The following is a 2,294-nucleotide window of genomic DNA, read 5'->3' on the forward strand; positions in this document are numbered from 1 at the left end:
CCTGAGTCCGTCCGGGCGCTCTCGGCGGAAGCGCTTTGAGCAGCGCCTTCTTCATGGCATTGTACATACGGGCATCGACGGTCGAGGTGTAGCCCGGGACGTTCACGTTGCGGACCGTGATCCTCGCCGAGGGTTTGGCGGCGCGGGCTCCTGCCTTCTTGGGCGAATGCTTGTCGCTCGACATCTCTCCTCCTTGGGCCTGCGTGGAAGCACATTGAAACGCATCAAAGGCACGGTGAGGCTATAGGGTCAACAATAGCTTTGAAGCGCTGCCGAACTTGACCCTGGAGTTCGAGAGCCGGCAGTCCATACCGGCAGCATAACGGTCTCACTTGTGACACCCGCCCTTGCTCGCTCCGATCTCGACCTTGGGGACAGGAACAGGGCGGGCCATTGGTGCTGCCGACCTTCTGTCCGGATCTGCTTTGACTGCCGATATGACCTCAGGTCGCCGTCCGCGGCCGCAGATCCTGCAGGAACAGCAACCCGGCAGCAATCGCGCTCAACCCGGCTCCAAACAGGAACGGAGCGGCCGGGCCAAAACCTGCCCACTCTCCCACACCCTGCCAGAGCACCCCGGCCAGCAGGCTGGCCGGAAGCGCCAGCATCCCGACCACGCCGGCGTACAGCCCGTAGGCGGAACCCCGGCGGTCCGGCACGACCAGGTCAGCGATCAGCGCCTTGCTCACACCCTCGGTCAGGGCGTAGTACAGCCCGTACAGCATCATCCACAGCCAGGCCTGCCACGGGGCGCTCATCCGGGCAAAACCCAGGTAAACCAGCGCGTACAGCAACCATCCGCTCAGCAGAAGGCGCTTGCGCCCGAGACGATCGGAGGCGGCGCCGGCCGGCGTCGAGACGATGGCATACACCAGGTTGAAAGCGAGCATCATCGCCAGAATGCCCACCACCGAGAGACCGACGCTGCTGGCCCGCAGGATCAGGAAGGCGTCGGACGAGTTGCCCAGCGTGAACAGGCCGAACGTAGCCAGATACAGGAAGTACGGACGGCCGAGGTCCCTCAGTCGGGGTTTCACCAATTCCCCTACCGGCCTAGCCTGCGCGCGCTCTCGGACGCCCAAGAACACCAGCACCACAGCCAGCGCGGCCGGGATCAAGCTGAGCAGCACGACGCGCTGGAAAGTCTCGCGGGTGAGCGTCGCGGTCTGGCCGCTCGCTACCACCACGGCCAGGGCAATCGATACCCCGACAACTGCGCCGGCCGTGTCGCCTGCCCGGTGCAAGCCGAACGCCAGGCCGCGCTGCGCCGGTTGAATGCCATCGGCGATCATCGCGTCGCGCGGGGCACTCCGCAATCCTTTGCCAAGGCGGTCACTGAAGCGCACTGCCAGCACGGTTCCCCATCGGGTGGCGAAGTACAGGAAGGGCTTCGAGATCGCGGATAGCCCGTAGCCCAGGACCACCAGCGGCTTGCGCCGGCCTGTCCGATCCGAAAACCAGCCTGACCAGAGCTTGACCAGGCTGGCGGTGGTCTCGGCGACACCTTCGATCAAGCCCACCACCCCGGTGCGCACGCCCAGGACGCTAACCAGCAGTAGGGGCAGCAGGTTGACAACCATTTCCGAGGAGATGTCGGTCAGGAAGGACGTCAGGGTGAGAACCCAAACGTTGCGGGGAAGCCTCGCCAGCTTTCGAACCGAGCGATCGCTTGCGTTCATGCTTGAGATCGCAGCCTCCGAGTGAGGGCAACCAGCCCAGTGGCGGATGTCACCGACGATCTTATCTTGGTCTTGAATGCCCGCGCCGCCAAGCCGCAGACTCTTTGAACTTAAAGTCCCCGGGCCGGCATCCTGTCGGTGCTCAGCCTGGGCCGCACCCCACTTGCACGAGCCAGTCACCCAGCAACGCGTGATTCCCGGCGCTTGCAGCCACCGGAGCCTGCTGTCTTCACCCTCACGGGACTTGAGCGGGCTCTTCGAGCCGGACCACCTCACCGGCCAGATCGGTGCGGAACCAGGCTTCGCTCTCGCCGGCGCGCACCTGCACCCGCCATCCCGGGAGGGGACCCTTGAGGCAGGTCTCTCCCGGCAGGGGTAGGTCTAGACACGTGTCGGACCAGGTGGTCTCCTCGAGGCCGATCACGGATAGGGAAGCCACTGGCAGGTCAAACTGTTCGGCGGCGTCGGCCAGCACGGCCAGGACGGCCGGAGGGTACGGCTCATCCACCACCTCGGCGGCCAGGGTGATCGGATCCCCCAGCAGCGCCTGAAGCAGCAGAACCGTGCCGCCATCGCTGCCGGTGTAGGCGACGATCAAGCGCCCTGCAGCCCAGA

3 protein-coding genes are annotated in these 2,294 nt (G+C 65.4%); all 3 read right to left on the bottom strand.

Translation table 11 applies throughout. From position 1 onward, the window contains the following. A partial coding sequence (locus tag MUO23_04850) for a hypothetical protein (protein ID MCJ7512280.1) occupies positions 1 to 184 on the bottom strand: 184 nt, incomplete at its 3' end. Between the two features lie 259 nt (positions 185 to 443). Then, on the bottom strand, positions 444 to 1,679 hold the full coding sequence (locus MUO23_04855) for an MFS transporter (GenBank protein MCJ7512281.1): 1,236 nt from the start codon (positions 1,677 to 1,679) through the stop codon (positions 444 to 446). A 235-nt stretch (positions 1,680 to 1,914) separates the two neighbouring features. After that, positions 1,915 to 2,294, bottom strand: a 380-nt coding sequence (locus tag MUO23_04860) for a hypothetical protein (protein MCJ7512282.1), incomplete at its 5' end; no start/stop codon positions are given.

Source organism: Anaerolineales bacterium (genome assembly GCA_022866145.1).
In the GTDB taxonomy this organism is placed as follows: domain Bacteria; phylum Chloroflexota; class Anaerolineae; order Anaerolineales; family E44-bin32; genus PFL42.